This is a genomic window from Streptomyces sp. NPDC047841 (assembly GCF_040704085.1).
In the GTDB taxonomy this organism is placed as follows: domain Bacteria; phylum Actinomycetota; class Actinomycetes; order Streptomycetales; family Streptomycetaceae; genus Streptomyces; species Streptomyces argyrophylli.
The window spans coordinates 1-25,295 of record NZ_JBEYRP010000001.1 but is presented as its reverse complement, the minus strand read 5'-3'; the positions used below and the strand labels follow the sequence as shown (position 1 = coordinate 25,295).

General features: G+C 74.8%; 17 protein-coding genes. 14 read left to right on the top strand and 3 right to left on the bottom strand.

The window, feature by feature from the left end; all coding sequences use genetic code 11:
* Positions 1-52 precede the first annotated feature (52 nt).
* From AB0947_RS00085 to AB0947_RS00055, 7 genes are all read left to right on the top strand, one after another.
* Positions 53-1,057 carry a sugar ABC transporter substrate-binding protein gene (locus AB0947_RS00085; protein WP_366747996.1) on the top strand — a complete coding sequence of 335 codons (1,005 nt, stop codon included), beginning with the start codon at positions 53-55 and terminating at the stop codon, positions 1,055-1,057.
* Positions 1,054-2,097: an ABC transporter permease gene (locus tag AB0947_RS00080; protein WP_366747995.1), complete on the top strand. Its 1,044-nt coding sequence runs from the start codon at positions 1,054-1,056 to the stop codon at positions 2,095-2,097. Before AB0947_RS00085 ends, AB0947_RS00080 begins: the two co-directional genes overlap by 4 nt.
* The gene (locus AB0947_RS00075; protein WP_366747994.1) at positions 2,094-2,864 is read left to right on the top strand and encodes an ATP-binding cassette domain-containing protein; all 771 of its coding nucleotides are present in this window, start codon (positions 2,094-2,096) and stop codon (positions 2,862-2,864) included. Before AB0947_RS00080 ends, AB0947_RS00075 begins: the two co-directional genes overlap by 4 nt.
* 123 nt (positions 2,865-2,987) lie before the next feature.
* On the top strand, positions 2,988-4,133 hold the full coding sequence (locus AB0947_RS00070) for an ROK family glucokinase (protein WP_030645554.1): 1,146 nt from the start codon (positions 2,988-2,990) through the stop codon (positions 4,131-4,133).
* The gene (locus tag AB0947_RS00065; RefSeq protein WP_366747993.1) at positions 4,130-4,711 is read left to right on the top strand and encodes a sugar kinase; all 582 of its coding nucleotides are present in this window, start codon (positions 4,130-4,132) and stop codon (positions 4,709-4,711) included. The genes AB0947_RS00070 and AB0947_RS00065 overlap by 4 nt, the downstream gene beginning before the upstream one ends.
* A 96-nt stretch (positions 4,712-4,807) precedes the next feature.
* Positions 4,808-7,663 (top strand): SNF2-related protein, encoded by a 2,856-nt coding sequence (locus AB0947_RS00060; protein ID WP_366747992.1) that lies wholly within the window; start codon positions 4,808-4,810, stop codon positions 7,661-7,663.
* A gap of 977 nt (positions 7,664-8,640) precedes the next feature.
* On the top strand, positions 8,641-10,635 hold the full coding sequence (locus AB0947_RS00055) for an SWIM zinc finger family protein (protein WP_366748424.1): 1,995 nt from the start codon (positions 8,641-8,643) through the stop codon (positions 10,633-10,635).
* 452 nt (positions 10,636-11,087) lie between these two features.
* Here AB0947_RS00055 and AB0947_RS00050 read toward each other — a convergent pair whose 3' ends face one another.
* Positions 11,088-12,323 carry an MFS transporter gene (locus AB0947_RS00050; protein WP_366747991.1) on the bottom strand — a complete coding sequence of 412 codons (1,236 nt, stop codon included), beginning with the start codon at positions 12,321-12,323 and terminating at the stop codon, positions 11,088-11,090.
* Between the two features lie 145 nt (positions 12,324-12,468).
* Here AB0947_RS00050 and AB0947_RS00045 point away from each other — a divergent pair, with 145 nt between their 5' ends.
* A complete protein-coding gene (locus AB0947_RS00045; RefSeq protein ID WP_366747990.1) occupies positions 12,469-15,828 on the top strand; it encodes a BTAD domain-containing putative transcriptional regulator in 3,360 nt (1,119 codons plus the stop codon).
* 64 nt (positions 15,829-15,892) lie between these two features.
* Positions 15,893-17,617 (top strand): RecQ family ATP-dependent DNA helicase, encoded by a 1,725-nt coding sequence (locus AB0947_RS00040; protein ID WP_366748423.1) that lies wholly within the window; start codon positions 15,893-15,895, stop codon positions 17,615-17,617.
* Positions 17,618-17,697: 80 nt separating this feature from the next.
* Here the strand turns inward: AB0947_RS00040 and AB0947_RS00035 are convergent, their stop codons facing one another.
* Positions 17,698-18,186, bottom strand: a complete 489-nt coding sequence (locus tag AB0947_RS00035) for an SPW repeat protein (protein WP_366747989.1) — start codon at positions 18,184-18,186, stop codon at positions 17,698-17,700.
* Between the two features lie 233 nt (positions 18,187-18,419).
* Positions 18,420-20,477, bottom strand: a complete 2,058-nt coding sequence (locus AB0947_RS00030; protein ID WP_366747988.1) for a SpoIIE family protein phosphatase — start codon at positions 20,475-20,477, stop codon at positions 18,420-18,422.
* Positions 20,478-20,733: 256 nt separating this feature from the next.
* Between AB0947_RS00030 and AB0947_RS00025 the strand changes: the two genes are divergently transcribed.
* The 5 genes from AB0947_RS00025 to AB0947_RS00005 form a co-directional block, all read left to right on the top strand.
* Positions 20,734-21,561 (top strand): alpha/beta hydrolase, encoded by an 828-nt coding sequence (locus tag AB0947_RS00025; RefSeq protein ID WP_366747987.1) that lies wholly within the window; start codon positions 20,734-20,736, stop codon positions 21,559-21,561.
* A 196-nt stretch (positions 21,562-21,757) separates the two neighbouring features.
* Positions 21,758-22,687, top strand: coding sequence for an RNA polymerase sigma factor SigJ (gene sigJ / locus AB0947_RS00020; RefSeq protein ID WP_366747986.1), 930 nt, complete (start codon positions 21,758-21,760; stop codon positions 22,685-22,687).
* An 83-nt stretch (positions 22,688-22,770) separates the two neighbouring features.
* Positions 22,771-23,709: an NADP-dependent oxidoreductase gene (locus AB0947_RS00015; RefSeq protein ID WP_366747985.1), complete on the top strand. Its 939-nt coding sequence runs from the start codon at positions 22,771-22,773 to the stop codon at positions 23,707-23,709.
* A complete protein-coding gene (locus AB0947_RS00010) occupies positions 23,706-24,188 on the top strand; it encodes a cupin domain-containing protein (RefSeq protein ID WP_366747984.1) in 483 nt (160 codons plus the stop codon). The genes AB0947_RS00015 and AB0947_RS00010 overlap by 4 nt, the downstream gene beginning before the upstream one ends.
* A gap of 712 nt (positions 24,189-24,900) precedes the next feature.
* Positions 24,901-25,295, top strand: a 395-nt coding sequence (locus AB0947_RS00005; protein WP_366747983.1) for an alpha/beta hydrolase, incomplete at its 3' end; no start/stop codon positions are given.

Below are 25,295 nucleotides of genomic sequence, written 5' to 3'. Positions count from 1 at the left end.
CGATCGACGGCCCCTTGCGTCTGTACGAACACGGCAAGAAGGGCACGGCCTCGTGGCACGGTTTCGGACCTGGGTAGGCATAGCGCTGGCGGGGGCACTCTCCGTGTCCCTGGCGGCATGCAGCAGCACCGGCGGCAAGCGGGCGGAGGACGCCCGCAAGGCCGCCGCCGCCCAGGGCAGGGCAGCGGTGGACACCCCGCGCTGGACCTTCGCGATGATCACCCACTCGGGTGATGGCGACACCTTCTGGGACATCGTGCAGAGCGGCGCCAAGCAGGCCGCCGTCAAGGACAACATCAACTTCCTGTACTCGCACGACGACGAGGCCCAGCAGCAGGCCCAGCTGGTGGACGCGGCCGTCGACAAGAAGGTCGACGGCATCATCGTCACCCTCGCCAAGCCGGACGCCATGAAGGCGGCCGTGGCCCGTGCCGAGAAGGCCGGCATCCCGGTGATCACCGTGAACTCCGGCTCCCAGGAGTCCAAGGCCTTCGGCGCCCTCACCCACATCGGGCAGGACGAGACCGTCGCCGGTGAGGCCGTCGGCGAGGAGCTGAACAAGCGCGGGAAGAAGAAGGCCCTGTGCGTGCTGCACGAGCAGGGCAACGTCGGCCACGAGCAGCGCTGCGACGGCGTCGCCAAGACCTTCCGCGGCACGCTGCGCAAGCTGTACGTCAACGGCACCAACATGCCCGACGTGCAGTCCGCCGTCGAGGCCAAGCTCCAGGCCGACAAGTCCATCGACGCCGTCGTCACCCTCGGCGCGCCCTACGCCGACACCGCCGTGAAGGCGCGCACGGACGCGGGCAGCAAGGCCGAGATCGACACCTTCGACCTCAACGCCAAGGTGGCGGCCTCGCTGAAGGACGGCACCCTCGGCTTCGCCGTGGACCAGCAGCCGTACCTCCAGGGCTACCAGGCCGTCGACCTGCTGTGGCTGTACAAGTACAACGGCGACGTCCTCGGCGGCGGCCGGCCGGTGCTGACCGGCCCCCAGATCATCACCAAGGACCAGGCGTCCGCCCTCGCGGAGTACACCGAGCGGGGCACCCGATGAGCGCGGTCACGGACGAGAAGCCGCTCGACGGCGGACTCCTGGGCAGCTCCCCGCTGCGGACGCTGCTGACCCGCCCGGAGCTGGGCTCGGTCGTCGGCGCCCTCGCCGTCTTCGTCTTCTTCGCGTTCGCCGCCGACGGCTTCCTGCGCGCCACCAGCCTCAGCACGGTCCTGTACGCCTCCTCGACCATCGGGATCATGGCCGTACCCGTGGCCCTGCTGATGATCGGCGGCGAGTTCGACCTCTCGGCGGGCGTCCTGGTGACGTCGTCGGCGCTGGTCTCCTCGATGTTCAGCTACCAGATGACGGCGAACACCTGGGTCGGCGTGGGCGTGTCCCTGCTGGTCACGCTGGCCATCGGTGCCTTCAACGGCTTCATGCTCACCCGCACCAGGCTGCCCAGCTTCATCATCACGCTAGGCACCTTCCTGATGCTGACCGGCATGAACCTCGGCTTCACCAAGCTGATCGACGGCACGGTCTCCACCAAGACCATCGCCGACATGGAGGGCTTCTCCAGCGCCCACGCCGTCTTCGCCTCGACCATCGGCATCGGCGGGGTCGGCATCAAGGTCACCATCCTGTGGTGGGTCGGGCTGGTCGCCCTCGCCTCCTGGATCCTGCTGCGCACCCGCACCGGCAACTGGATCTTCGCCGTCGGCGGCAACGAGGACGCGGCCCGCGCGGTCGGCGTCCCGGTCGCCCGGACCAAGATCGGCCTCTACATGGGCGTCGCCTTCGGCGCCTGGATCTCCGGCCAGCACCTGCTCTTCTCCTTCGACGCCGTCCAGTCCGGCGAAGGCGTCGGCAACGAGCTGATCTACATCATCGCCGCCGTCATCGGCGGCTGCCTGATCACCGGCGGCCACGGCAGCGCGGTCGGCTCGGCCGTCGGCGCGCTGCTGTTCGGCATGACCAGCAAGGGCATCGTCTTCGCCGAGTGGAACCCCGACTGGTTCAAGTTCTTCCTCGGAGCGATGCTGCTCCTCGCGACCCTGCTCAACGCCTGGGTCCGCAAACGCGCGGAGGCCACCAAGTGACACTCGTCGAGCTGACCGGCGTCAGCAAGCACTACGGCACCGTGCGCGCCCTGGAAGGGGTCTCGCTGGAGGTCCACGCGGGGGAGATCACCTGCGTCCTCGGCGACAACGGCGCCGGCAAGTCCACCCTGATCAAGATCGTCGCGGGCCTGCACCGGCACGACGGCGGCACCCTGCGCGTCGAGGGCGAGGAGACCACCCTCTCCTCCCCGCGCGAGGCCCTGGACCGGGGCATCGCCACGGTCTACCAGGACCTGGCCGTCGTCCCCCTCATGCCGGTCTGGCGCAACTTCTTCCTCGGCTCCGAGCCCCGCAAGGGCACCGGCCCCTTCAAGCGCCTGGACACCGACTTCATGCGCCGCACCACCCGCGAGGCGCTGCTCCGCATGGGCATCGACCTCCGGGACGTCGACCAGCCCATCGGCACGCTGTCGGGTGGCGAGCGCCAATGCGTCGCCATCGCCAGGGCGGTCCACTTCGGTGCCAAGGTCCTGGTGCTGGACGAGCCCACGGCGGCACTGGGAGTCAAGCAGTCCGGTGTGGTCCTCAAATATGTGGCGGCGGCACGGGACGAGGGCCTGGGCGTTGTCTTGATCACCCACAACCCGCACCACGCCTACCTGGTGGGGGACAGGTTCGTGCTGCTGCGGAGGGGCACGATGGTGGGCCATTACACACGGGACGACATCACGCTGGACGAGCTGACCCAGCAGATGGCGGGAGGATCCGACCTGGACGCTCTGCGCCACGAACTGCAGCGGGGGTGAGGGCGCGGGGCCGTGCCGCGGTGCGGCCCCGCGCGTCGGCGCTCCGGACCGTGACGCTCGGCACGCACCCCCGCCCCCGCCCCGCGCAGCACCCGGCGTGAGCGTGCGGCACAATCGAGCCCGATGAGCACCTACCGCGACCTCACCGCCCCCATCGGTTCCCGCCGAGCCCCGGTCCTGCGCACCGTGGGCACACGAGAGCGCCGGTCACATCTGACCGCACCCCGTGTCCCCACCGTCGGCATCGACATCGGCGGCACCAAGGTCATGGCGGGCGTCGTGGACGCCGACGGCAACATCCTGGAGAAGCTCCGCACGGAGACCCCGGACAAGTCCAAGAGCCCCAAGGTCGTCGAGGACACCATCGTCGAACTGGTGCTGGACCTGTCCGACCGGCACGACGTGCACGCGGTCGGCATCGGCGCCGCCGGCTGGGTCGACGCAGACCGCAACCGCGTCCTGTTCGCCCCCCACCTGTCCTGGCGCAACGAACCGCTGCGCGACCGCCTCGCCAGCCGCCTGTCCGTCCCGGTCCTCGTGGACAACGACGCCAACACCGCGGCCTGGGCGGAGTGGCGCTTCGGCGCCGGCCGCGGCGAGGACCACCTGGTGATGATCACGCTCGGCACCGGCATCGGCGGCGCCATCCTGGAGGACGGCCAGGTCAAGCGCGGCAAGTTCGGGGTCGCCGGCGAGTTCGGCCACATGCAGGTCGTTCCCGGCGGACACCGCTGCCCGTGCGGCAACCGCGGCTGCTGGGAGCAGTACAGCTCCGGCAACGCGCTCGTCCGGGAGGCGCGCGAGCTGGCCGCCGCCGACTCACCGGTCGCCTACGGCATCATCGAGCACGTCAAGGGCAACATCGGCGACATCACCGGCCCGATGATCACCGAGCTGGCCCGTGAGGGCGACGCGATGTGCGTGGAACTGCTCCAGGACATCGGCCAGTGGCTCGGCGTGGGCATCGCCAACCTCGCCGCCGCCCTTGACCCCTCCTGCTTCGTGATCGGCGGTGGCGTCTCGGCCGCCGACGACCTGCTCATCGGCCCCGCCCGGGACGCCTTCAAGCGGCACCTCACCGGGCGCGGCTACCGCCCCGAGGCCCGCATCACCCGCGCCCAGCTCGGCCCCGAGGCGGGCATGGTGGGCGCCGCCGACCTGGCCCGGCTGGTCGCCCGCCGGTTCCGCAGGGCCAAGCGGCGCCGGGTGGAGCGGTACGAGCGCTACGAGCGGTACGCCCAGGCCCGCCGCGACCAGGACACGGCATGACGCCGTCGCTTCCCCACCAGGGCGGCCCGCCGGACGAGCCGCAGCCGCCCGCCGAGGACCCGCGCCACAAGGCCAGACGGCGGGCGCTCACCCTGCTGATCATCGGGCTGCTGATCGGCGTCCCGGCCGGCTACCTGGTGATCTCCGCGAACCAGAGCCGCGACAGCGGCAAGGACAAGGAGGCGAAGTACTCGGCGACCGGGCTCACCCCCGGGTGGCCGTCGAAGGTGCAGCGCCGGCTCTACCAGGTGAGCGTCCCGCACCCCGCCGACGACATCGCCTACTACGAGACCAACAACTGGAAGACCAGCCGCCTCTACGTGCAGTTCCGCACCAACCCCGCCGGTCTGGACAGCTTCCTCCAGGCCATGGGCGTGCGCCGGGACCAGCTCGAGAAGGGCGACATCGCCGTCGGCGCACGCGACCGGAAGGTCAGCGGCTGGACCTTCGGCGGCACCGGCCCCTGGTGGGGCCTGACCCACGCGCAGAAGAACCCGGCGCCGACCCAGGACGTGGTCGTCAACCTGTCCGACCCGCAGTATCCGATGGTGTTCGTGGTCTCCCGCACGGTCCCGTGACGACGGCCGGCACCCGCCTGCGGAGCCGATTGTCAGACCCCGCCCGTAGAGTCGGAGACGTCTGATCCGACACACGGGCGGGAGGTGGCAGGACGTATGACCGGCACGGTTGCGGTGGCCGAGCGCACGGCAGGTCCCCGGGAGACGGGGACCGGGCACCCGGTCCCGGTGCGCCTCGCGTCCGTCTACCTGCCCGCGCCCCTGCCGCGCCAGGGCCGCCTGGCCTTCTGGGACCCCGCCGGCGACCCGCTGCCCACCGCGAGCGGCGGCGGCCTGGAGGAGCTGACGGTCGTACGGCGGCACGGCGCCGGTGTGCGCCGCCGGCAGGTGCCCGCGCTGGTCCTGCCCCTCACCGAGGCCCTGCCGCTGCTGGCCGGCGCCCGGCGCGACCCGGCCGCCCACCCGGCCACCGCCTGCTGGAGCGCCGCCGCCCTGCACGCGCTGCGGCTCGTCGCCCGCGGCCGGCTGCTGCCGGGCCTGACCCCGGCCGGCCACGACGCCTGGCGGGCGGGCCCGCTGGAGCCCGGCGACATCGCCCACCTGCGCGCCATCGCCGCGGCCCTGCCTCCCGAGGGTCACGCCGTCCCCCTCCCCGGCCCGGGCGCGCTCCGGCTGCCCGAACCCGAGGCCCTGATCCGTTCCTTCCTGGACGCGGTCGCCGACACCCTGCCGCGCACGCCGGCGGCCCCCTACACCGCCGGCCGGCCCTTCGCCGCCCTTGAGCCCCAGGCCCTGCCCGGGGCCCACGAGTGGGCGGCCGAGGTCGCCGCCGGGATGGACGCGGGCGTCCGGATCTCGCTCCGCCTGGACCTGTCCGCGTACGACGTCTTCGACGCCGCCGCCGACGCGGGCGCCCGCGCCGCCGGAGCGGCCGTCGTCCAGGTGCACAGCCTCGCCGACCCCACCCTGGTGGCCGACGCCGCGGCCCTGTGGGCGGGCGAGGCCGGCGAGGCGTTCGGGCCCCGCGCGCGCGTCGACGCGGCCCTCGCCGTGCGGCGCGCCGCACGTGTGTGGCCGCCCCTGGACCGCCTCGCCGAGCAGGACGTCCCCGACGTGCTCGCGCTGTCCGAGGAGGAGGTGGGCGACCTGCTCGGGGTGGCCGCCTCCCGCCTCGCCGCCGCCGGGGTCGCCGTGCACTGGCCCCGGGACCTGGCCCGCGACCTGACCGCCACCGCCGTCGTCCGCCCGGCGCCCGGCTCGGCCACCGACGGCACCGGCTTCTTCGAGAGCGAGGACCTGCTCCGGTTCCGCTGGCAGCTGGCCCTCGGCGGCGACCCGCTCGACGAGGCCGAGATGGACGCCCTGGCCGAGGCCCACCGCCCGGTCGTACGGCTCCGGGACCGCTGGGTGCTGGTCGACCCCGCGCTGGTCCGCAAGGCCCGCACACGCGAACTGGGCCTGCTGGACCCGGTCGACGCGCTCGCCGTCGCCCTCACCGGCACCGCCGAGGTCGACGGCGAGACCGTCGAGGCCGTCCCCGCCGGCGCGCTGGCCACCCTCCGCGACCGCCTCACCGCCGGCCTGCGCCCCGCCGACCCGCCCCCCGGCCTGCGCGCCACCCTCCGCGACTACCAGCTGCGCGGCCTCGCCTGGCTCGACCTGATGACCTCCCTCGGCCTCGGCGGCTGCCTCGCCGACGACATGGGCCTCGGGAAGACCGTCACCCTCATCGCGCTGCACCTGAAGCGGGCCCGCACCGAGCCGACCCTCGTCGTCTGCCCGGCCAGCCTCCTCGGCAACTGGCAGCGGGAGATCACCCGCTTCGCGCCCGGCGTCCCGGTCCGCCGCTTCCACGGCCCCGAACGCACCCTGGACGGCGTGGACGGCGGCTTCGTCCTCACCACCTACGGCACCATGCGGTCCACCGCGGCCCGCCTCGCCGAACAGCCCTGGGGCATGGTCGTCGCCGACGAGGCACAGCACGTGAAGAACCCCTACTCGGCCACCGCCAAGGCACTGCGCACGATCCCGTCCCCCGCGCGCGTGGCGCTGACCGGCACCCCCGTGGAGAACAACCTCTCCGAACTGTGGGCCCTGCTCGACTGGACCACCCCCGGGCTCCTCGGCCCGCTGAAGTCCTTCCGCGCCCGGCACGCGCGGGCGGTGGAGAACGGCGAGGACGAGGAAGCGGTGCGGCGCCTGGCCCGGCTGGTCCGCCCCTTCCTGCTGCGCCGCAAGAAGTCCGACCCCGGCATCGTGCCCGAGCTGCCGCCGAAGACGGAGACGGACCACCCGGTGCCGCTCACCCGGGAACAGGCCGCGCTGTACGAGGCGGTGGTGCGCGAGTCGATGCTGGCCATCGAGACGGCGCAGGGCATGGCCCGCCGGGGCCTGGTGCTGAAGCTCCTCGGCGCCCTGAAGCAGATCTGCGACCACCCGGCGCTCTACCTGAAGGAGGACCCGCGCCCGGACCGCCTGGCCGCCCGCTCCGGCAAGCTGGCCCTCCTGGACGAACTGCTGGACACCCTGCTCGCCGAGGACGGCTCGGCGCTCGTCTTCACCCAGTACGTCGGCATGGCCCGCCTCCTCACCGCCCACCTGTCCGCCCGCGCGATCCCCGTCGACCTGCTGCACGGCGGCACTCCCGTGCCGGAACGCGAACGCATGGTCGACCGCTTCCAGGACGGCGGCACACCGGTGCTGGTGCTGTCCCTGAAGGCGGCCGGCACCGGCCTGAACCTCACCCGCGCGGGCCATGTCGTCCACTTCGACCGCTGGTGGAACCCGGCCGTGGAGGAACAGGCCACCGACCGCGCGTACCGCATCGGCCAGACCCAGCCGGTGCAGGTCCACCGCCTGGTCACCGAGGGCACGGTGGAGGACCGCATCGCCGAGATGCTCGCGTCCAAGCGCGCCCTGGCCGACGCGATCCTGGGCTCCGGCGAGGCGGCCCTCACGGAGCTGACGGACCGCGAGCTGTCCGACCTCGTCTCCCTGCGGAGGACCTCGTGACGCCCCCGCCCCGCCCTGGCGACGCCGCCCGCCGGGCCCTCCGCGCGGCCCGCGAACGCGCGGAGACCGAGCCGGAGCGGACGGCGGGACCGACGCGGGACACCCCGGAGGAAACGGCCGCCGAACCGGCCGGGGCGCCACGGGCCTGCGCCGAGGAGACGACGACTCCCGCGGAGAGCGGGGACGGAACCGAGCCCTGGCCGGTGGACGAGGGGCGAGCGGGGCTCTCCGGGGGTGGCGCGAGGCCCGGCGGCGGGCTGCCGGCCGACGGCGACGGCGAGCCGGGGGGCGTCCCGCACGCGTCGCTCGGCGCAGACGGCGAGGCCGCGCAGGGTGCGGGGGCCGGGCAGGGCGCGGGTGAGCCGGCACCGTCCGGCGGTGAGGGCGAACCGGGCGACGACGGGCCGGCCGGGCCTGCCGGCACCCCAGGGGCCAGGCCCGGCGATGCGGCACGCGCGGCTCTGCGGGCCGCCGTTGCCACGCGGCGGGGCCGGGGCGCACCGCGAACGGCCGCCGGCCTGGTGGCGGAGGGGGAGGAGGAGGCCGCGAAACCCGGAGCGGAGGACGGGCGGGGGACGGATGCGGCTGGTGCTGGTGCGGGCTCCGGTGCTGCCGGTGTTGAGTCCGGTGCCGTTGGTGCGAGTGGTGTTGCCGGTGCGCGGGGCGGCGGTGACGCGGGGCCGGCCGGTACCACGGGCGGGCGTCCCGGCGATGTCGCCCGGGAGGCGCTGCGGGCGGCCCGGCGGGAGGCGTCGCGGGCGCGGGCGGCCGAACCCCGGAGCGATGGGCGGACACCGGCGCGTGCCGCTGCCGCGACGCCGCGCACCTCGCCCGCACCGGGGCAGCGGCCCTCGGCCGCCAGGGCCAAGGCAGCCCAGGACATGCGGGACTACCTGGCGACCGCCTTCCGCATGCCGACGTGGTCGGACACCCCCGAGGCGGCTGAGGAGCACGCCCCGGAGGAGCACGCCCCGCCCATGCCGGCCGGACCGACCCCGTCGGCCTCGGCGTCAGCACCGCGGCCCCCGGCGTCCGATCCGTCCGACCCGGTCCCCGCCGTGCGGACCCCTGCCCTCCCGACGGAGCCCTCGGCCTCCGTCCCGTCCGGGCCCGTCCCTTCCGCGGAGGCGCCCCGGACCACCCCCTCGACCCGGTCGGCGCCGACGTCCGCGCCCTCGCCTTCGGACCACACGCCCGCACCTTGGGCGTCGGCGTCCGCGTCCTCGGAGCAGACGCCCTCGCCGTCGGGGCACACGCCCGGACCTTCGGCGTCCTCGCCTCCGCCTCTGGCGTCCGCGCCCGCGTCTTCAGGGCAGACGCCCCCGCTGTCGGGGCACACGCCCGGACCTTGGGCGTCCTCGCCTTTGCCTCCGGCGTCCGCGCCCGCGTCTTCGGAGCACACGCCCGGACCTTCGGTGCCCACGCCCACGTCCGCGCAGCCGCCCCCGGCGTCGGCGTCCGCGTCTTCCGCGTCCGCGCCGGCATCCACGGGTCACACGCCCGGACCCCCGGCGTCCACCCCCGGACCTTCGGAGCACGCGGCCGCCCGGCCCGGCCCGGCCGGGCCGTTCGCCCGTTGGACGCCGGCCGCTCGGGTCACCCCGGCCGGGGGTGCCTCGCCGGCCGGACCGTCCGACGCTTCCGCGCACCCCGGCCCCGGCACCCCGCCCAGCCCGGCCGCCCCGCAGCTGCCGACGACCATGGCGGCTCCCCACCGTGACACCGAACTCCGCCGTACGTTCCCGGCGTTCGCCCCGCGTGGAACCGCCGGTGGGGACGGGCCGTTCGCCGGGACCTGGTGGGGCAACGCCTGGGTCGGGGCGCTGGAGCGGGGCGCGCTGGACGCGAAGCGGCTGGCGCGGGGGCGGGGCTACGCGGACCAGGGGCATGTGGACGCGATCACCGTCACCCCGGGACTCGTGCTGGCGTACGTGCGCGGAAGCCGGCCCCGGCCGTACCGCGTGCAGGTACGGGTGCGGACACTGGAGGACGAGGACTGGGAGACGTTCCTGGACGCCGCGGCCGACCGGCCGGGGCACATCGCGGCGCTGCTCGACAAGGAGTTGCCCCAGTCGCTCGCCGACTGCGGGGTGCCCCTGCTGCCCGGCCCCGGTGACCTCGCCCCCCGGTGCAGTTGCCCCGACTCCGGTCACCCCTGCAAGCACGCAGCGGCCCTCTGCTACCAGACGGCCCGTCTGCTCGACGCCGATCCGTTCGTGCTGCTCCTGCTGCGCGGCCGGGGCGAGAGGGAACTGCTCGACGCGCTGTCCCGGCGCAGTGCCGCCCGGGCCGCCCGCGCCGCCCGGGAACGGCAGCCGCAGACGCTGCCGGGCGTCCGTGCCGCCGACGCCCTCGCTCCGCGCGAACTGCCGCCGCCGCCCCCGCCGTTGCCGGTGCCCCCGCACCCGGAGCAGCCCCCGGTGTACCCGTCGGCGCCCGGCGGCCCCGACCCCTTCGCGCTGGACCAGCTGGCGACGGACGCAGCCGCCCGCGCGCACGCCCTGCTCGCCACCGGACGCGACCCGGTCGGGGAGCTGACCCTGTGGCAGGACGCGGTACGGCTCGCCGCGGCCCGCCCCGGCTCCGGGCTGACCGCGGCCACCCGCACGCTGTACGCCACGCTCGCCGACGCCGCCCACCGCACCCCGGCCGATCTCGCGCGTGCCGTCGCGGCCTGGCGGCAGGGCGGCGCGGCGGGGCTGGCCGCGCTGGAGGAGCCGTGGGACCCGCCGGCCGGACGCTTCGACCGGGCCCGCCCGCTGCTGCTCGCCGCCGACCTGCCGGCGTTCCGGCCGTGGCGCAACCGCCTCACCCACCCACGCGGCCACGTCCAGCTGCGCCTCGGGCACGACGGCCTCTGGTACGCCTACGAGTCGGACCCCGGCCAGGACGACTGGTGGCCCCGCGGCACCCCGGACCTCGACCCGGTCGGCGCCCTGACCGGCCTGGGCATACCCGACGACGCGGCCTGAGCGACCGCCGCGCGTCCCAAGCGCGTTGCACGCGCCGTTCAGGATCGCGTCCGGCAGGCCGGGGTAGCGGTGGTCGAGGCCGGCGCGGCACAGCGACAGCGGGACCTCCCGGCCCGAAGGGCACTGCCGGATGACACCGGCGTCGCGCGGCACGCGCCAGTGGTGCGTCATCGACGACTTCGAGACCCCGTCCAGGACGCTGCCGCCGGTGCGGTGTGCTCGCTGCCGTCGCCGAGAACGTGGACAACGGTCAGCCGCGTGGGGTGTCGAGGGCGCCGCGCGACCGGCCGCCTGGTGTCCGGCCCTCTCTCGCGGACGCGCACGGACGGCCGACGCGCTCGGTGCCCCGGCGGCCACGGCCACCGGGGCTCTCCCGCTCCGCGACGACGGCATCGGCGAGCGGCCGGGAAGACCCGCGCGTCAGGCCGCGGACCGTCACCGGCGTACGCGTGTCACCCGGCGCGCCGCCGGGAGGGGAAGCCGTGGGCGCGCGCGGCGAGGACCACGGCGAGCACGGGCAGCAGGAGCAGCAGCACGGTCCAGGGGAAGGCGCCGCTGCCGGCCGCGTCCAGCAGGACGCCGCCCAGCACGCCGCCGCCGGCCATGGCCACGTTCCAGAGCGTGACCAGCATCGCCTGCGCCGCGTCGGCGCGGTCGCCGCCCGCGTCCCCGACGGCGGTCTGCAACAGGGTGGGCATCCCGCCCCAGCCCAGCCCCCACAGCGCGGCGGCGACGTACACCGGCGCGCCGCCGTCGCCCAGCACTCCGAGCCAGGCCGCGGCCACCGCCACCAGCACGGTGCCCGCGATGGTCAACGAGCGCAGCCGGTACTGGATCCGGGCCCCCACGACCCAGACGCCCAGCAGCGAGGCGACGCCGAACGCGAGCAGTACCAGGTCGGTGTCGTCGCCCATCCCGAGACCGTTCAGGAACGTGGCGATGTAGGCGTACAGCACCGTGTGGGCCAGCACGAAGACGAGCGTGACGAAGAGCACCGGGCGCACGCCCGGGACCCCCAGCGCCCGCAGCATCCGCGGGCGTTCGCCGCGCGGCAGGCCCGGATGGTCGGGTACCACGGCGGTGATCCACGCCAGCAGCACCACCGTGAGCGCCGACATCGCCAGGAACGCCACGCGCCAGCCGAGGGCCTGGCCGAGGAAGGTCCCGGCGGGCACACCGAGGGAGAGCGCCAGCGGGATCCCCGTCATGGCCACGGCGATCGCCCGGCCCTGGAGGGGGACGTCCACCATGCGCCGCGCGTAGCCCGCGAGCAGGGACCACGCCAGGCCCGCGGCGACCCCGGCGAGGAAGCGGGCCGCCATCGTCAGGCCGTAGACGGACGACGCCGCCGTGACCGTGTTGGCCACGGCGAAGCCCGCCACGGCGGTGAGCAGCAGGCGCTTGCGCTGCCAGGCGGCGGTGGCCGCCGTCAGCGGCAGCGCGGTGAGCGCCGTGCCGAGCGCGTAGACCGTGACCGTCTGCCCGGTCGCGGACTCGCTCACCCCCAGGTCGTGACTCATCCCGGGGAGCAGGCCCGCCGGGAGCGTCTCGGTGAGGCTGGTGAGGAACACAGCGGTGGCGAGGGCGAGCAGCGCCGGCAGCGGCAGTCGCCCGTCGCCGTGCCGCACCGGCGGTGCGGCACCGGAATCCCTGCCGGACGGGGCGGCCGTGTCGGGGGAGGCGGTCATGGTGGGGCACTCCGTATCTCGTGGATCCGTGTCTCGGGGAACTGTGCGGGCGGGCCCTTCGGGAGTGCTTCGGAAATCCTTCGGGACCGTCGCGGAGCCGGACGGGACAGCCGGGCAGCGCACTTGGGCGGGTACGGTGGTGCGCATGCGGTTTGGGGTGCTCGGACCACTCGCGGTGTGGGACGACGAGGGGGAACCGCTCCAGGTCCCCGAGACCAAGGTGCGGGCGCTGCTGGCGGATCTGCTCGCGCACGACGGCGGCCCCGTCTCCACCGACCGGCTCGTCCACGACCTGTGGGGCGACCACCCTCCCGGCAATCCGGCGGGCGCGCTCCAGGCGAAGGTCTCCCAACTGCGCCGGGTGGTGGGCCGCGAGCGGCTGATACGGCAGCCGCCCGGCTACCGGCTGATCCTCGGCCCGGCCGACGACGTGGACACCGAGCGGTTCGGCCGGCTCGTCACCGAGGCGCGCCGTGCCGTGGACCCGCGGGCGCGGGCGGCACTGCTCACCGAGGCGGTGGAGCTGTGGCGGGGGCCGGCGTACGCCGACTTCGCCGACGAGGAGTTCGCCCGCGCGGCCCGGGAGTGCCTGGCGGAGCAGCGGCTGGCCGTGCTGGAGGAGCGGGCCGAGGCCCGGCTGGCGGCGGGGGACCACCTGCTCCTCGCCGGTGAACTGGCCGCGCTCGTGGCCGGGCATCCGCTGCGGGAGCGCCTGCGCGCGGTGCAGATGCGGGCGCTGTACCGCGCGGGTCACCAGGGCGAGGCGCTCGCGTCGTACGAGGATCTCCGCACCCGCCTCGCCGACGAACTGGGCGCCTGCCCCGGCCCCGCCCTGAGCGCCCTGCACCGGGCGATGCTCCGCCAGGACCCGTCGCTGACCGCCGACCCCGCGGCGCCGGCCGGGGACGCCGTGGCGGGTTCCCCGGTCGCCGTGCCGGGTTCTCCGGTCGCCGTTCCGGGTCCCCAGGGCTCCATCACCCCTGCCACCCCCACCACCCCCACCAACCTCCTCCACCCCCTCACCCCCCTCGTGGGCCGCGACCGAGCACTGGCCGACCTCGTCCCCCTCCTCGCGCGGCAGCGGCTGGTCACCCTCACCGGGCCCGGCGGCGTGGGGAAGACGCGTCTCGCGGTGGCCGTCGCGCAGGAGTTCGCGTCCGGGGACGTACCCGACGGAGTTTGGTTCGTGGAGTTCGCGGGTGTCCGCGGCGCCACCCCCGACGACCTCGCCGGGATCGTCGCCGCGACCCTCGGCATCCGCGACGGCGCCCCCTCCGCGCCGCCCGCCACCGGCACCACGACCGCGTCCCCCGTGCACCGGCTGGCCGCCGCCCTGCGCGACCGCCGTACCCTGCTCGTGCTGGACAACTGCGAGCACGTCGTCGCCTCCGCCGCCGAACTGGTCGCGCCGCTCCTGCACCGCGCGCCGGGGCTGCGCGTCCTCACCACCAGCCAGGAACCGCTCGCCCTGGCCGGTGAGACGGTGTTCCTGGTCGAGCCGCTGCCCACCCCGGACGCCGTACGCCTGTTCACCGAGCGGGCCGCCGCCTGCGCGCCCGGGTTCCGGCTCGGCACCGGCGAGGACGACGGCACCGGCCGCGACCAGGGGGCCGACCCCGCCGTCGTGGCCGAGATCTGCCGGCGGCTTGACGGCATCCCGCTCGCCCTGGAACTCGCCGCGTCCCGCGTACGCGCGCTCGGCGTACGGGAACTGGCCGCGCGCCTCGACGACCGGTTCCGGGTGCTGACCTCCGGGCAGCGGGGCGCGCCCGCCCGGCAGCAGACCCTGCGCGCGATGATCGACTGGAGCTGGGAACTGCTCAGCGTGCCGGAACGCCTCGTGCTGAGCCGTCTCGCCGTGCACGGCGACGGCTGCACCCTCGACGCCGCGGAGGCGGTGTGCGCGGGGGAGGGCGTGCCCGGCGGCGCGGTGCTCGACCTCGTCACCCGGCTCGTGGAGAAGTCCCTCGTCGTCGTCACGGCCGGCCCGGCCGGCCCTCGCTACCGCCTGCTGGAGTCGGTCGCCGCCTACGCCCTCGAGCGGCTGCGCGAGACGGGCGACGAGAGCGCCGTACGCGAGCGGCACCTGCGCCACTACCTCACGCTCGCCGAACGCGCGGAACGGCGGCTGCGCGGACCACGGCAACGGGACCGGCTCGCCCGCCTGGACGCCGAGGCGGGCAATCTGCGCGCCGCCCTGGACGAGGCGGTGCGCCGGGCCGCCGCCGGACGGCGTGCGGAGGCCGTACGGCTGGTCACCTCCCTGGCCTGGTGGTGGCTGCTGCGCGGCCGGCTCACCGAGGCCCGCCGTGGCCTGGCCGCCGTCCTCGCCGCCACCGCCGGTGATCCCGATCCCGAACTCGCCCTGCTGCACAGCGCGTTCGTGCTGCTCACCGGGGAGCGCACGGCGACCCCCGCCGCCGACGCCGTACCCGACCCCGCGCGCCGCGCCAGGGCGCTATGGCTGAACGCCTACGGCAGGTTCAGCGTGGGCGATCTGGACGGCAGCCGTGCCCTGAACGCCCGTGCCCTGGCCGGTTTCGAGGCGGCGGACGAGCAGTGGGGCGTCGCCGCCGCGCTCGGCCTGCGGGCGGCGCTGGCCCTGGTCCGCGGTGACCTGGACGCGGTCGCCCGCGACGGACGGCGCAGCCGTGCCCTCTACCGCGAACTGGGCGACCGCTGGGGCGAGTTGCAGACCGTCACGCCGCTCGCCGTGCTCGCCGAGATCAAGGGGGAGTACGCGCGGGCGGCCCACCGCCAGCACGAAGGGCTCCAGATCGCCAGGGAGTTGCGTCTGGAGGCCGAGGTGTCGGCGCGGCTGTCCGGGCTCGGCCGCCTGCCGCTGCTCGCCCACGACGTCGACCGCGCCCGCCGACTGCACGAGCAGGCCCGCCGGATCGCCGTCGAACAGGGCTACAAGTACGGTGAGATCCACGCCGACATGGGCCTGGCCCTCGGCGCGCGGCGCTCCGGCGACCTGGACGCGGCCGAGGCGCACCTGCTGCGCATCCGCGCCGCCCACGCCGACGTCTCCTCCCCGGCCGGTGACCACCTCCTGCACGCCGAACTCGGCTTCCTCGCCGAACTCCGCGGCGACGCCGCCCGGTCCGCCGCCCACCACCTGCGCGGCCTGCGCATCGCCCGCTCCCTGGACGAGCCCCGCGCCCTCGCCCTCTCCCTGGAAGGGCTCGCCGGGACGGCCGCCCGGTGCGGACACCGGTCCGGCGCCACCTGCGCGGCCATGCTCCTCGGCGCCGCCGACGCCGCGCGCCGCGGCGTGGGCGCACCCCTGCCGCCCGCCGAGCGCGGCGACGTCGACCGCGTCACCGCCGCGGCGCGGGCGGTCCTCGGCCCGCGTGCCTTCGCCGAGGCGTTCGCGCGCGGTGAGCGGCTGACCCCCGCCGAGGCGGTGCGGCACGCACGCGCCACCCTGGACCGGCCGGCGGACCCGGCCGCCCGGTGCGCCGTCACCGCCCCCCGCGCGCACGGCCCCGCTCACCCCTGACGAGGTGGTTCACCCAGGTCCGTCGGGTACCCGTTGGGCCGAGGGAGTCCAGGGAGCGATGCGCATGGTCGGGAACGCGGGGCCGGAAACCGAAGGCGGGGCCCGGGCCGAGCGTCTGCGCCGTACGGCGGCGGACGTCTTCGGCTGGGAGCACCTCCTGCCGGAGCAGCTCACGGCCATGGAGTGGGTCCTTCAGGGCCGCGACACCCTGGTCGTGATGCCGACGGGCTCCGGCAAGTCGGCCGTCTACCAGGTGCCGGCGCTGCTGCTGCCCGGCCCGGTCGTCGTGGTGTCACCGCTGCTCGCGCTCCAGCGGGACCAGATCGCGGGTCTTCCCGAGGGCGACGACGCCCCGGGCGCCGTCGCGGTCAACTCGGACCTGGGCGCGGCGGAGACCGAGGCGGCCTGGGAGGACGTACGGTCCGGCCGGGCCCGGCTCGTCTACCTGGCCCCGGAACAGCTCGCCCGGGACGACGTCGTGGACACGCTGGCCGGGGTGGGCCCGGCGCTGTTCGTGGTGGACGAGGCCCAGTGCGTCTCCTCGTGGGGCCACGACTTCCGCCCCGACTACCTGCGCCTGGAACAGGCCGCGCACCGTGTGGGCAGACCGCCCGTGCTGGCGCTGACCGCGACCGCCGCCCCGCCCGTGCGCCGGGAGATCACCGAGCGTCTGGGCATGCGGGAGCCCCGGCTGATGGTCACCGGATTCGACCGGCCGAACATCCGGCTGGAGGTCCGCCGCTTCCTCGACGAGGACGAGCGCCGGCAGGCCGTGGTCGAGCGGGCCGCCGCCGAGCCCAAGCCCGGCATCGTCTACGCGGCGACCAGGAAGGACACCGAGCGCTACGCGGCCGAACTCGCCGCACTCGGACTGTCCGCCGATCCTTACCACGCCGGGCTGCGCGCCGCCGAACGCGCCCGCGTCCACCGGGCCTTCCTGGCCGGTGGGACCGACGTCGTCGTGGCGACCTCGGCGTTCGGCATGGGGATCGACAAGGAGGACGTGCGGTTCGTCCTGCACGCCTCGCTGCCCGGCTCCCTGGACGCCTATTACCAGGAGATCGGCCGCTGCGGCCGGGACGGGCACCCGGCGCTCGCGGTGCTGCACTACCGGGCGCGGGACACCGGGATGCAGTCGTATTTCGCGGGCCGGGCCCCGGGCCGCACGACCCTGTCCCGGGTGGCCGAAGCCGTGCACCGGCGCGGCGGGGACCCCTTCGGCCTGGAGGAACTGCGCAAGGAGACGGGGCTGTCCCGCAACCGGGTCACCGCGGCGGTCAACCTCCTGGAGGAGGCCGGAGCCGTCGCCACCGCGGAAGGGGGCGCGGTGTGCCCGGCCGAGGGCGTGTCACCGGCCCGGGCGGTGGAGCGAGCCGAACGGGCGGCCGAGGCCCACCGCCGTACCGACCGGTCGCGGGTGGACATGGCCCGGTCCTTCGCCGAGACGACCGGCTGCCGGCGGCACTTCCTCCTGGGCTACTTCGGCGAGGCGTACGAGGCCCCGTGCGGGAACTGCGACATCTGCGAGGAAGAGGCCGCCGCCCGGACCGACCACGGCGCGGGCGGCGACCAGCGGCCCGCGCACCCCGCCGCCGCGTCCTTCCCGACCGGGACCGAGGTGCGGCACGACAAGTGGGGCGAGGGCACGGTGCTCAGCGAGGAGGGGGACCGCATCACCGTGCTGTTCGACCGGGCCGGCTACCACACGCTCTCCCTGGAAGCCGTGGCGGACCACGACGGCCTGCTCACGGTCCTGCGCCGCGCCGGCGAGGAACAGCGGGACACCTGAGAGACCCCCGGCACGGGCTCGCGGGACCACCGGGTCCTGCCCGGTGGTCCCGCGAGCCGTACGTCCACGCGGAAGCGGCGTCAGCCGCGACCGGGCGCGTACGACGTCGGCATGCCGCGCCGCGCCTCGGACGACTCGGCCGCCCGGGCGGCCGCGCTGGCGGCCAGGGCCAGCAGCAGGGCCAGCGCGCCGACGATGACGTTGTTCACGATCGTCTTCGTCGTGCTGACGTTGCCGGCCACCACCCACGGCGCGATGATCGCCCACACGCCGAGGGCACAGGATGCCCACGCCATGCTGTGGGTGCGTTCGAAGGCCCGGCCGAATCCGCCGCTCATCAGGACCGCGTAGGCGATACCGGTGAGCAGGTTCGTCACCGCCAGGGTGGACAGGCCGTTGAAGCCCGTGATCCAGGGTGACGCCGCGAGGTACAGACCGGTGAGCAGCGCCATGGTCTCGATGGCCTGGCCTTGGGGCGTGCTCGTGGCGCGCTCGGCCATCTCGTGCCGAAGGCGCATGTCGACGATGTCGGGGTGCGTCTCCATGGACGGCCTGGGGGAAGTGGTCATGGTCTCCACCTTCGGAGGGTGTAGTACGTCCGGACGTCCCGCGAGTACCCCGATCAGCGCACGCAATCTATAACAAAAGGGACGATATGCCCCCGGTCGGGAGGCCGCTCCGGTCAGGGCGAGGAACTCTCCGCGGGAACGGGCGTCGGAACGCAGCACGCCGAGGGGGCGACCCCGGCCACCAGGGCGAGACGGCACAGGACCCCGGAGGAGTCGCGGGCGGGCGGTGTTCCTCAGGCTCCCGCCGGCCCTCGCCGGCCGGCGGCGGGGTGAGTGCGGGCCAGCAGGAGGGTGATGTCGTCGTCCACCGGTCCCTCGGGGACCAGGGTGTCGATGACCGAGGAGCACAGTTCGTCAAGACTGGAAACGGGCCCTGCGAGAGCGGTGCGCAGCCGCTCCAGCCCGCGGTCGATGTCGCGGTCCGTCTCGATCAGGCCGTCGCTGTACAGCCCGACCACGCTCCGTTCCGGCAGCTCCACCTCGACCGCCTCGTAGGAGCCCAGCCCCACCCCGATGGGCGCGCCCGGGGGTACCTCGGCGAAGTCGACCGATCCGTCGGGGGAGATGATCGCGGGCGGGGGATGGCCGGCACTGGACATGGTGCACCGCCGGGTCGCCGGGTCGTACACACCGTAGAAGCAGGTGGCTCCGAAAGTCGACGGCATCGAGGTGCCGTCGTCGCAGTGGTCCCGGGCGGCGTCGAGGGCGAGTTCGTCCATGAGCCGGAGCAACTCCTCCGGCGGCAGGGCCAGCTTGCTCAGCGCACGGGTCGTGGCGCGCAGGCGTCCCATGGTCACGGCCGCGTGGATGCCGTGGCCGACGACGTCCCCCACGACCAGGGCAACGCGGGCGTCGGACAGTCGTATGACGTCGAACCAGTCGCCGCCGACGCCGCCGTGCGTGTCCGCGGGCAGGTAGCGGGTGGCCACCTCGACCGTGCTGCCCCCCGACAAGTGGTGCGGCATCAGGTCGCGTTGTATGGCGAGCGCCGCCGTTCGCCCCCGCGTGAAGCGCAGGGCGTTGTCGATGACCAGTGCGGCGCGGGCCGCGAGTTCCTCCGCGAGGGCGAGGTCCGCCGCGCTGAACGGGATCGGGTTCTCGCTGCGCACGAAGACGGCGATGCCGAGCACCGCGCCGCGGGCCTGCAAGGGGACGATCATGAGGGAGTGCATCCCGGTCCGGCGGATGACCCGGGCCCGGTCCGGGTCGTCGTCGAGCCATGTGCCGGGGGAGGTGTCGAGCACGGGCTCGAAGTAGGACCTGCGACGGTCGAGCACGGTGGTGAACGGGGACGCCGGCGGGACGTAGACCGGTGTTCCGCGTGCCCAGAGGGACTCGCGGAGATCGTCGTGGATGGAAGCGGCGGCCGCGCGGTAGAAGCCGGGGATGCCCGACCCGGTGGGCTTGAGGCGCCTCAGGGGCTCCTTGTCCAGCGGCACGGGCTGGACGAGGTCGATGGTGACGTAGTCGGCGAGGTCGGGCACCACCGTCTCCGCCAGGCTCTGACTGGTGACCAGCGGGTCAAGGTCGGTGCCGATGCGGCTCTTCGCGGCATTGAGCAGACACAGCGGCCCGCTCTCCTGCCCGGGGCCGGCCTGGACCGCCACGGAACAGACGCCCAGCGGCCGTCCGTCGGACCCGTCGAGACGCACCAGGTCGACACGGTAGCGACGGACGGGCGAGCGGGGCCCGGCCGCCCACAGTTCGTGCCCGAGCAGCGGTTCGCCGGTCCGCAGGACGCGCGCCATGGCCCGTTCCAGAAACTCCGGGTGACGGGCGCGGACCACGTCGGTGACGTGACCGCCCAGCTCCGGTCCGGAGCCGTAGAGATCTTGGTGGTGCACGCTGTCGTTGAACCACACGCAACGCGCATCCCGGTCCCAGAGGGCCAGACTGACCGGCGAGTGGTGGACGAGCGCGTCCAGCGCGGCCGGATCCAGCCCCGGCCGGTCGTACGCGCTCGGCCCCCACACGAGCCAGCCCGCACGGCCGTCGGCGTCGAGAGGAGTGATCCGCAGGTACGCGGTCGCCTCACGGCCGTCGCGGCGGCGGATGCGCACCCGCCCCGACCAGAGGCCGCCGGCGAGGACACGGGCACTTCCCGGGTCGCTCGGCGCCAGCAGCCTCTCGGCGGGGCCGTGCAGCACCTGGCCGGCCGCATAGCCCCAGAGGCGTTCGGCGGCCCCGGTCCACACGGACACCGTCATGCCGGCACCGAGCACTGCCAGGACGTCACCCGGCTCCCCGGCCCGCTCCCCGGCCGGGAAACTCGCGGCCCTATCCGAGGACATACTGCAACTATGCCGCGCCCGCACCGCTTCCTGCCACGGCAGCGGGGAACGGCGGCGTCCCGCGCACGGGGCCGTCGCGGACCGTCCGGCGCGCTGAAGCGGAGGCTCCCGAGTAGCGTGGGAGCCACGACGTGCTCATCGGCCGCCTTCTGTGCGGACCCGTCCCTCGTCCCCCCTGCGGCGTGACACGGCCCCTGCGGCTCGGGCACCGGATCCTCGGGAAACGCGAACCCCGGACAAGGCTGGAGGGGCGATCATGGCCTTCGCCACCGCCAAGGACGGCACACAGATCTATTTCAAGGACTGGGGGTCGGGCCCACCGGTGGTCTTCTCCCACGGCTGGCCACTGATCGCGGACGCGTGGGACCCGCAGCTGAAGCTGACGGCGGACAACGGCTTCCGGGCCGTGGCCCACGACCGGCGCGGGGGCGGACGCTCGGACCAGCCCTGGCACGGGAACGACCTCGACACGTACGCCGACGACCTGGCCGCGGTCATCGAGGCCCTGGACCTCCGCGGCATCGTCCTGGTCGGTCACTCGACCGGCGGGGGCGAGGTCACGCGCTACATCGGCCGGCACGGAACGGACCGTGTCGCCAAGGCGCTCCTGCTCGGGGCGATCCCCCCGCTGATGCTCAGGACGGAAGCGAACCCCGAGGGGCTGCCGGTCGAGGTCTTCGACGAGATCCGCAAGGGCGTGCTCACGGACCGCTCCCAGTACTACGAGGACCTCAGCGCCGCCTTCTACGGCGCCAACCGCGAGGGATCGACCGTCTCGCAGGGGACCCGCGACGAGTTCTGGCTCTGGAGCATGTCCGTGGGCATCAAGGGCGCCCACGACTGCGTCAAGGCGTTCTCCGAGACCGACCTCACCGAGGACCTGAAGAAGTTCGACGTGCCCACGCTGATCATCCACGGCGACGACGACCAGATCGTCCCCATCGTGGCGTCCGCCGAGAAGTCGTCGCGGATCGTCGAGGACGCGACCCTCAAGGTGTACTCGGGTGCTCCGCACGGCCTGTCGATGGTCCCCGAGTTCGCGGAGCGGTTCGACGCCGACCTGCTGGAATTCGTCCGGGGCTGACCGGGCCACCGGTCCGGATACGGGTGGCTCACGGCCGGACGGAGGCGGCGCCGGGCGCGCGGTGGCAGGCAGTGTGGAAGGCGGACGCGGCGTCCGTGCGCGGCGCACCGACATCGGAAGGTTCACAGGCCATGAGCGAGACCATCGCGGGGGCGCGATCCCCACAGCGGCGGCGGTCGCCGGAACCACCCGCCCCATGACGCCCTTGTCCGCCGGGGAGCGGCGCTTCGGGCAGGAGGACCGGCTCGCGGCCGAGTGGGAGCGGCACCGGCCCGCCGTCTTCGGTGCGGCCTACCGGCTGCTCGGGAGTGTGGCCGACGCCGAGGACGTGACCCAGGACGTGTGGCTGCGGGCGGCCGGGGCGGATCTGCGGGACATCGGTGACCTGCGGGCCTGGCTGGTGACGGTCGCCGCGCGACGCTCGTACGACATCCTCAGGAGCGCCCGCTTCCGCCGGGAGACCTATGTCGGGCCCTGGCTGCCGGAGCCGCTGCTGACCGGGGCGGACGCGTCACAGCCGGTCCTCGTCGACGAGTCCGTCAGCGCGGCGATGCTCCTGATCATGGAGGAGCTGCGCCCTCCGGAGCGGGTGGCCTTCGTCCTGCACGACGTCTTCGGCCTGGAGTTCGGCCGGATCGCCGATGTGCTGGACGTCTCCGTGCCGGGTGCCCGGCAGCTCGCCTCGCGGGCACGACGGCGGGTGGCCAGGGCGAGGCAGTCCACGCCGCGGGCGTCGAAGACCGAACGCGAACGCGTCCTCACGGCCTTCCGCGCCGCCTACGAGGCCGGGGACCTGGCCGGCCTGGTCAGGCTCCTCCATCCGGACGCCGTCTACGTCACCGACGGCGGCGGCAAGGTCTCCGCGGCACGCAAGCCCATACACGGCGGTGAGCGCGTCGCCCAGGTCATGGTGCGTACCGGGCGCCGGTGGCACCCGGACCGCATCGACCTCGCCGAGGTCGGTGGGGAAGCCGCCCTCGTGTTCCACCGGGAGGGCCGGGTCTACTCCGTCGACACGGCCGAGGTCGCGGACGGTCTGATCACCGCGTACCGCAGGGTCATCAACCCGGACAAACTCGAGCGCCTCCGGGCTGTCACACCCGGAAGGGCCGCCTCGTCTCCCTGATGAGAAACGCAAGACGGGCGACGGAGGAACGCGCGGCCGAACGGGCCGCGCGGGGGCCGTCGCCCCTGCCCGTAAGGACCTGTATGCAAGCCATCACAGTTCGGGACCGTGACGCCGGTACCGGCGGGATGTCCCTGACGGAGCTGCCCTACCCGCACGCCGCCGAGAACGACGTCATCGTGCGGGTGCACGCCGCCGGCTTCACCCCCGGAGAGCTGGCCTGGCCCGCCACGTGGACCGATCGCGCCGGCCGCGACCGGACGCCGAGCGTGCCCGGACACGAGCTCTCGGGCGTCGTCGCGGAGCTGGGGTACGGCACCACCGGCCTCACCGTCGGACAGCGGGTGTTCGGCCTGGCCGACTGGGCGCGCGACGGCACCCTCGCCGAGTACACCGCCGTGGAGGCCCGCAACCTCGCCCCGCTGCCCGCCGGCATCGACCACACCCTGGCCGCCGCACTGCCGATCTCCGGGCTCACCGCCTGGCAGGGCCTGTTCGACCACGGCCGGCTCACCACGGGCCAGACCGTCCTGATCCACGGCGCCGCGGGCGGCGTCGGCTCGATCGCGGTACAGCTCGCCCGCGAGGCCGGCGCCCGCGTCATCGGCACCGGCCGGTCCTCCGCCCGGGAGAGGGCGCTCGCACTGGGCGTCGACACCTTCATCGACCTGGAGGCCGGGAAGCTGGAGGAGGCCGGCGAGGCCGACGTCGTGTTCGACGTGATCGGCGGCGACATCCTCGACCGCTCGGCCGCCCTGGTCCGCCCCGGCGGCACGCTCGTCACCATCGCCGCGCCGCCCACGACCCGGCCCAAGGACGGGCGGGCCGTCTTCTTCGTCGTCGAACCCGACCGCGCCCGGCTCACCGACCTCGCCGCGCGGCTCAGGGACGGCCGGCTCAAGCCGCTCGTCGGCGCCGTGCGGCCGCTCGCCGAGGCCCCCGCCGCGTTCGCCCCCGGCACCCACGCCCCGGGCAGGACGATCATCCGCGTCACGGACGACCGAACAGGAGACCTGTCATGATCGGCACCCGGATCGCCGGCGGTCTGCTGGCCGCCGCCACGCTGGCCACGGCCACGGCCTGCTCGACCACCGGCCCGCCCGCCCACGCCGTCCGGCCGACCCCGGCCGCGGCATCCCCTCAGGCCATGGCGTCGACACGCCCCACCGAAACCCTCACACCGCTGCTCCAGCAGGCACTTCCGAACGTGAAGGGCAAGACGTTCACCTCGGCGATCGTCGACTTCCCGCCCGACGCCCGCGCGATGCCGCACCGGCACGGCCAGGCGTTCGTCTACGCCTACGTCCTCGAAGGCACCGTGCGCAGCAGGCTCGGAGGCAAGCCCGTGCACACCTACCACCAGGGCGAGAACTGGGTCGAGGAGCCGGGCGCCCACCACGTCCTCACCGAGAACACCAGCCAGACCCGGCGGGCCCGGCTCCTGGTCGTCTTCGTCGCCGACACCGGAGCCAAGCTCAAGGTCGACGACCCGACGCCATAGCCGCGCCCCACCGCGCCATCCCCCGCCCGACCGGCAGGTCTGCCGACCTCCGCCCGGCCGGGCGGACGCGTGACGAGCGTGCCGGGCCGGATGCAGGAGCGTGATGCCGGTCCTGGGCGCTGCGGGCAGTCGTCGGCCGAGGGATCGTCGAGTGCCGGCACCCCGGACGCGGCCATGCGGGTCGGCGCGGTGCCGGTGACGACCTGGGTGAGCGAGCCGGTCTCGACGAAGCGGCCGACGGGGTGGCCGTCGCTGAGGGCCGGTGCGGCCGTGCCGCTCGGCACGCACGTCGGGACAGGCCGCACCGCGCGCTTCACGGGACGCCCCGCGGCGGAGGCGGCGAGGTGCACCCGTGCCGGGCCACGGCGTCCGCTTCCGCGGGCGGGAACCGCCACGGCACCGCCGCCGGAGGGGGCACGGGTCCTCCGTCCAGTGCGGCGGCAGGGCCGCGGGGTGTCGGCCCACCCGCGTTCCTGCCAGCGGTGCGGGTGCGGTGTCCTCTTCCGGCCGGCACGGCCCGATCGGCCCCCGGTGGGAGACGGCTCCCTGTCCGGGCTGCCTTCCGCGGTGCGGCGCGCAGAGGCCACCCCCGGGGCGCGCAGAGAAAAGTCCCGGCTCCGCCCGGTCCTAGGTTCTCCTCAGGCCCACGGCCACCGCCCCCGCGCAGGGGCGCGTACCGCCTTCACCGGACCAAAGAGAATCGAGTTCCGCCATGTCCCGTGCCCAGAAGCCGACCGTCGTCCTCGTCCACGGCGCGTTCGCCGACGCCTCCAGCTACGCCGCCGTCATCCCCGGTCTGCTCCAGCGCGGCCTGAACGTCGTCGCCCCCGCCGTACCCAACCGCAGCCTCATCGGCGACGCCGCCTACGTCTCCTCCGTCATCCGCCAGATCGACGGCCCCGTCGTCCTGGTCGGCCACTCCTACGGCGGCGCCGTCATCACCGTCGCCGGCGTCGAGGACAACGTCCAGGCCCTCGTCTACCTCTCCGGCTACGCCCTGGAGGCCGGAGAGAGCCTCGGCGAACTCCAGGGCCGCTTCCCCGACTCCGACCTCGCCGCCGCCCTCGTCTACACGCCCTTCCCGATCGAGGGCTCCGACACCCCCGG

Bases quoted from the DNA above. Each gene is read 5' to 3' on its own strand.
- AB0947_RS00080 (WP_366747995.1), top strand. From the start codon at position 1,054: ATGAGCGCGGTCACGGACGAGAAGCCGCTCGACGGCGGACTCCTGGGC.
- AB0947_RS00070 (WP_030645554.1), top strand. From the start codon at position 2,988: ATGAGCACCTACCGCGACCTCACCGCCCCCATCGGTTCCCGCCGAGCC.
- AB0947_RS00065 (WP_366747993.1), top strand. From the start codon at position 4,130: ATGACGCCGTCGCTTCCCCACCAGGGCGGCCCGCCGGACGAGCCGCAG.
- AB0947_RS00060 (WP_366747992.1), top strand. From the start codon at position 4,808: ATGACCGGCACGGTTGCGGTGGCCGAGCGCACGGCAGGTCCCCGGGAG.
- AB0947_RS00055 (WP_366748424.1), top strand. From the start codon at position 8,641: ATGCCGGCCGGACCGACCCCGTCGGCCTCGGCGTCAGCACCGCGGCCC.
- AB0947_RS00050 (WP_366747991.1), bottom strand. From the start codon at position 12,323: ATGACCGCCTCCCCCGACACGGCCGCCCCGTCCGGCAGGGATTCCGGT.
- AB0947_RS00045 (WP_366747990.1), top strand. From the start codon at position 12,469: ATGCGGTTTGGGGTGCTCGGACCACTCGCGGTGTGGGACGACGAGGGG.
- AB0947_RS00040 (WP_366748423.1), top strand. From the start codon at position 15,893: ATGGTCGGGAACGCGGGGCCGGAAACCGAAGGCGGGGCCCGGGCCGAG.
- AB0947_RS00035 (WP_366747989.1), bottom strand. From the start codon at position 18,186: ATGACCACTTCCCCCAGGCCGTCCATGGAGACGCACCCCGACATCGTC.
- AB0947_RS00030 (WP_366747988.1), bottom strand. From the start codon at position 20,477: ATGTCCTCGGATAGGGCCGCGAGTTTCCCGGCCGGGGAGCGGGCCGGG.
- AB0947_RS00025 (WP_366747987.1), top strand. From the start codon at position 20,734: ATGGCCTTCGCCACCGCCAAGGACGGCACACAGATCTATTTCAAGGAC.
- sigJ (WP_366747986.1), top strand. From the start codon at position 21,758: ATGACGCCCTTGTCCGCCGGGGAGCGGCGCTTCGGGCAGGAGGACCGG.
- AB0947_RS00015 (WP_366747985.1), top strand. From the start codon at position 22,771: ATGCAAGCCATCACAGTTCGGGACCGTGACGCCGGTACCGGCGGGATG.
- AB0947_RS00010 (WP_366747984.1), top strand. From the start codon at position 23,706: ATGATCGGCACCCGGATCGCCGGCGGTCTGCTGGCCGCCGCCACGCTG.